Genomic DNA, 4,385 nt, shown 5'->3' with positions numbered 1-4,385 from the left:
GGCACTACAGATATTGCCGTGTTTACCGAAGGTGCGATACGCCACACAGCAGTGATTCCCATTGCTGGTGATCAGATTACTAATGATATTGCAGTTGCATTGCGTACACCAACCCAGTACGCGGAAGAAATCAAAAAGAAATACGCCTGTGCGCTGACGCAACTGGCAAGTCCTGATGAAAGTATTGAAGTCCCCAGTGTTGGCGATCGTCCGCCACGCAGGCTGGCGCGGCAAACACTCGCAGAAGTTGTGGAGCCGCGCTATGAAGAATTGCTTACGTTGGTGCAAAACGAGTTGCGCCGTAGTGGCTTTGAAGATTTGTGTGCCGCCGGCATCGTGTTAACTGGTGGTTGCTCAAAAATGGAAGGGGTAATTGATCTGGCGGAAGAGGTATTTCATGTTCCGGTGCGTTTGGGAGTTCCGGGTAATGTAAGTGGCCTGGTCGATGTTGTTAGAAATCCAATATATGCAACAGGGGTAGGGTTGCTGATATACGGTAGCAGGCAGCAGAGTGAGTTGCGACGTGAAGGACACGGAAATTGGGGAAATAAAAGTTTGTGGCAACGTATGAAAAGCTGGTTTCAAGGAAATTTTTAAGTTTCAAGGAAAATTTAGGATAGTTAATACCATCACTGGTGTTTAATCAGAGGAGTGAATGACATGTTCGAACTAATGGATGCGTATACACAAGGCGCGGTCATCAAAGTAGTTGGTGTTGGTGGTGGCGGTGGTAACGCGGTAGAACACATGGTGCAGCAAAATATTGATGGTGTAGATTTTGTTTGCGCAAACACGGATGCTCAGGCGCTGAAAAACACTTCGGCAAGAACCGTGTTGCAGCTTGGTACAAACATTACCAAAGGGTTGGGAGCTGGGGCTAACCCGGATTTGGGTCGCCAAGCCGCATTGGAAGATCGCGAACGTATTATGGAAGTGATCCAGGGTGCGGACATGGTGTTTATAACCGCAGGCATGGGTGGAGGTACAGGGACCGGTGGTGCACCGGTTGTTGCTCAAATCGCCAAAGATATGGGTATCTTGACAGTGGCTGTAATAACCAAGCCATTCCCCTTCGAAGGTAAAAAGCGTATGCAGGTTGCTGAAGATGGTATCAAGCAATTGACTGAGTATGTTGATTCGTTGATTACCATACCCAATGAAAAATTGTTATCTGTGTTGGGTAAAAGTGTCAGTTTGCTGGATGCGTTTAAAGCCGCAAACAATGTCTTGTTAGGTGCTGTACAGGGTATCGCTGAACTCATTACCCGCCCTGGCTTGATCAATGTTGACTTTGCCGATGTTAAAACCGTGATGTCTGAAATGGGCATGGCAATGATGGGATCAGGTGTAGCCAAGGGTGAAAGTCGAGCCCAGGAAGCCGCGGAATCTGCGGTGGCCAGCCCGCTTCTGGAAAATATCGATCTGGCCGGAGCTAAGGGTATCCTGGTGAACATCACTGCGGGTATGGATATGGCAATCGGCGAGTTCGAAGAAGTTGGCAACACAATTAAAGCTTTTGCTTCAGAGAACGCTACTGTAGTGGTCGGTACGGTCATCGATCCTGAAATGTCAGAAGACTTAAGGGTAACAGTAGTTGCTACTGGATTAGGCAATGCGTTAAGACATCGTGAGAAGCCCATGAGCCTGGTAGCCAAGGGTTCCGATGGCCAGGTGAACTATGACAAACTGAAGAAGCCAGCCGTAATGCGCCAAAAAGCCAGTAATGGTGGGTATGCGCCACAGGATGAAAGTAATATGGACTATTACGATATCCCGGCATTTCTGCGACGCCAGGCTGATTGATACACGGACAATCATTGTTGGGTAACTCACCCCCGGTCCGTGAGTTAGATGATTGTGGCAACATTGTGGAACTGGGAATTGGTTCACTAGTCAGAAACTAGGCACTATGCTATTATCCGACCTCTCGGCGGGGGAATCGCCGGTATTTTAGAACATTGTTGCAGTATTGAAGAACTCTTTAATGATTAGACAACGGACACTGAAAAACGTAATTCGCGCCACCGGAATAGGTTTGCACACGGGGAAAAAGGTCTATTTGACACTTCGCCCTGCTGCCGTTGATACAGGCATTGTATTTCGGCGTATCGATCTGGAAACACCGTTCGATATAGAAGCAAACCCGGAAAATGTAGGCGATACACGCTTATCTACCACTCTTATTAAGGGGGATGTGCGAGTATCGACCGTTGAACACCTGTTGTCAGCGTTTGCTGGACTTGGAATTGACAATGCCTATGTTGACCTGAGCGCCGCTGAAGTACCTATCATGGACGGTAGCGCTGGCCCGTTTGTGTTTTTAGTGCAATCCGCAGGAATTGAAGAGCAAAATGCGCCGAAGCGTTTTATTCGTATTAAGCGCACTGTCATCGTGGAAGACGGCGATAAATGGGCACGATTTGATCCGTTTGAGGGTTTTAAGGTGTCCTTTAAGATTGATTTTGAACATCCGGTATTTCGAAATCGTTCCCAGACCACCAGCGTCGATTTTTCCAGTACATCATTCGTTAAGGAAGTGAGTCGTGCGAGAACCTTTGGATTCATGCGCGATATTGAGCAACTCCGGGCGAACGACCTGGCTTTGGGTGGCAGCATGGACAATGCGGTCGTTATGGATGATTATCGCGTGCTTAACGAAGATGGGCTTCGTTACGACGACGAATTCGTGAAACATAAAGTGCTCGATGCCATTGGCGACTTATATTTGCTCGGTTGTAGTCTAATTGGCGAGTTTAGTGGTTATAAATCGGGACATGCGCTTAATAACCGTTTATTGCGGGCGTTGCTTGCTGACTCGGAAGCCTGGGAAACTGCCACTTTTGAAGATATTGATCTTGCACCAATATCCTTTACTCAGCCTATCCTGGCTTAATAAAATCCAGATATTCAATAAGTTATAGATTTTCGTTTGCGCTAGCATGCCGCAGCATAGTGCGTCGTCGTGTGTATACTACTGTTTCGAACATAACTATTTATATCAAAAGTCCCAGGCATTTCCCCGGACTACGTTTTTTTTCCGCGAATTTTTCTAGAGAGTTGCTCCAGGCGTTGACCTGGGGAATCTTCATCTGTGCTTTCGTTATTCTGTGCACTGGCAGCGGATGTCTGCTGAGTCTGTGTGTTTGCCACACCAGCGCTGAATGGTTGGACACGAAACTCAATTTTTTGCAGTCTGTCCATGTCGGGTAATTGACGCATTTGTTCCAGAATCATGGGTGCCAGGTATTTGATACGGGTGTGCCAGGCAGCGGAGTCGGTGCCTATAATTAAGGTAGTGCCGCGAATATTGGCTACATAAATGTGGTCACAGAGTGGCGTATCAACCATGTTTTTAAGCTGTGTCGTTAACTTCCGCAGCGCCTTGGCGCGGTTGATCACCTGGGACAGGCCTGAGGTGGGGTTCTCAAGTAAATGACCGACAGAGCGAGATTTTGCCATTACATTAATTTATTTAAATTCATAGAGTTATGGTGATTTCGGTAACTTTATTGTGTTTCATCAATTAGTTAAGAAATAAGCAGTTGTTTAATTGTCAACCAATTCCTGGCTTAAAATGTGAAGGAGTTCTCACAAGAAATGAGCACAATAGCCGAAAACATAGGTGTGTCATCCGGGTTGTATGAACCAGAAGTCACCAGTGTAGGTCGAATCATAACAGATTGCGGGAATTGTTAATGAACATAATATTTGTACCGAAAAAGAAAGGAAAATCATCGGCTTATCGGCTTCCACGAGGCGCAGTCTGGGGGCTGACTTTTTTGGTATTCGTCGTGCCCCTTGTTTTGCTGGGTGGTGGTTACTACTTAGGCAAAGAAGATTCTGAACCAGGACCGTGGGCACTAATGGATGGCTGGCGAAGTGAAATGGAGGCCCAGCGCCAGGAAATTGACACAGCCACTCGCAATGCCAAGGAAAATGTCCAGGCTTTATCCCGCCGCCTGGCAAAATTACAGGCGCATGTTATTCGTCTTGATGCACTTGGTAGTCGTCTTATTGAAATCGCTGAACTGGACAGTGGTGAGTTCGATTTCTCCGTACCTCCAGCAGTTGGTGGTCCAGCTGACTCCCTGTCTGAATCCACTGAGCCTGCGACGCCTGATCTGGTTGCCAGCCTCAATGTATTGTCGGTCCAACTGGATAATCGTGCCCAACAGCTTGATTTGCTGGAAAACATGTTGATGAACCGGAATTTGCACGAAGAGGTCATGCCTGCGGGTAAGCCAATTATAAAAGGCTGGACTTCCTCATTTTATGGAATTCGCACTGATCCGTTTACCGGGCACAAGGCCCACCATAAAGGCGTTGATTTTGCTGGAAAATTAGGTAGTGATATCGTGTCGGTAGGTTCCGGTGTCGTAACCTGG

The 4,385-nt window shown here is 47.2% G+C and carries 5 protein-coding genes; 4 read left to right on the top strand and 1 reads right to left on the bottom strand.

Going from position 1 to position 4,385, the window contains the following annotated elements; all coding sequences use genetic code 11:
• The 3 genes from ftsA to lpxC form a co-directional block, all read left to right on the top strand.
• A partial coding sequence (ftsA, locus tag ACWVCM_RS04170; RefSeq protein ID WP_455200456.1) for a cell division protein FtsA occupies positions 1–597 on the top strand: 597 nt, incomplete at its 5' end.
• Positions 598–660: 63 nt separating this feature from the next.
• The gene (gene ftsZ / locus ACWVCM_RS04165) at positions 661–1,803 is read left to right on the top strand and encodes a cell division protein FtsZ (protein WP_455200455.1); all 1,143 of its coding nucleotides are present in this window, start codon (positions 661–663) and stop codon (positions 1,801–1,803) included.
• Positions 1,804–1,984: 181 nt separating this feature from the next.
• Positions 1,985–2,893, top strand: a complete 909-nt coding sequence (gene lpxC / locus ACWVCM_RS04160) for a UDP-3-O-acyl-N-acetylglucosamine deacetylase (RefSeq protein ID WP_455200454.1) — start codon at positions 1,985–1,987, stop codon at positions 2,891–2,893.
• Positions 2,894–3,024: 131 nt separating this feature from the next.
• Here lpxC and ACWVCM_RS04155 read toward each other — a convergent pair whose 3' ends face one another.
• The gene (locus tag ACWVCM_RS04155) at positions 3,025–3,459 is read right to left on the bottom strand and encodes a DciA family protein (RefSeq protein WP_455200453.1); all 435 of its coding nucleotides are present in this window, start codon (positions 3,457–3,459) and stop codon (positions 3,025–3,027) included.
• Between the two features lie 236 nt (positions 3,460–3,695).
• Here ACWVCM_RS04155 and ACWVCM_RS04150 point away from each other — a divergent pair.
• A partial coding sequence (locus ACWVCM_RS04150) for a M23 family metallopeptidase (RefSeq protein ID WP_455200452.1) occupies positions 3,696–4,385 on the top strand: 690 nt, incomplete at its 3' end.

The sequence above is a fragment of the Kaarinaea lacus genome (genome assembly GCF_975902315.1).
The sequence above is the reverse complement of the archived record's forward strand: the minus strand, read 5'-3'. Positions and strand labels throughout refer to the sequence as shown.

Bases quoted from the DNA above. Each gene is read 5' to 3' on its own strand.
- ftsZ (WP_455200455.1), top strand. From the start codon at position 661: ATGTTCGAACTAATGGATGCGTATACACAAGGCGCGGTCATCAAAGTA.
- lpxC (WP_455200454.1), top strand. From the start codon at position 1,985: ATGATTAGACAACGGACACTGAAAAACGTAATTCGCGCCACCGGAATA.
- ACWVCM_RS04155 (WP_455200453.1), bottom strand. From the start codon at position 3,459: ATGGCAAAATCTCGCTCTGTCGGTCATTTACTTGAGAACCCCACCTCA.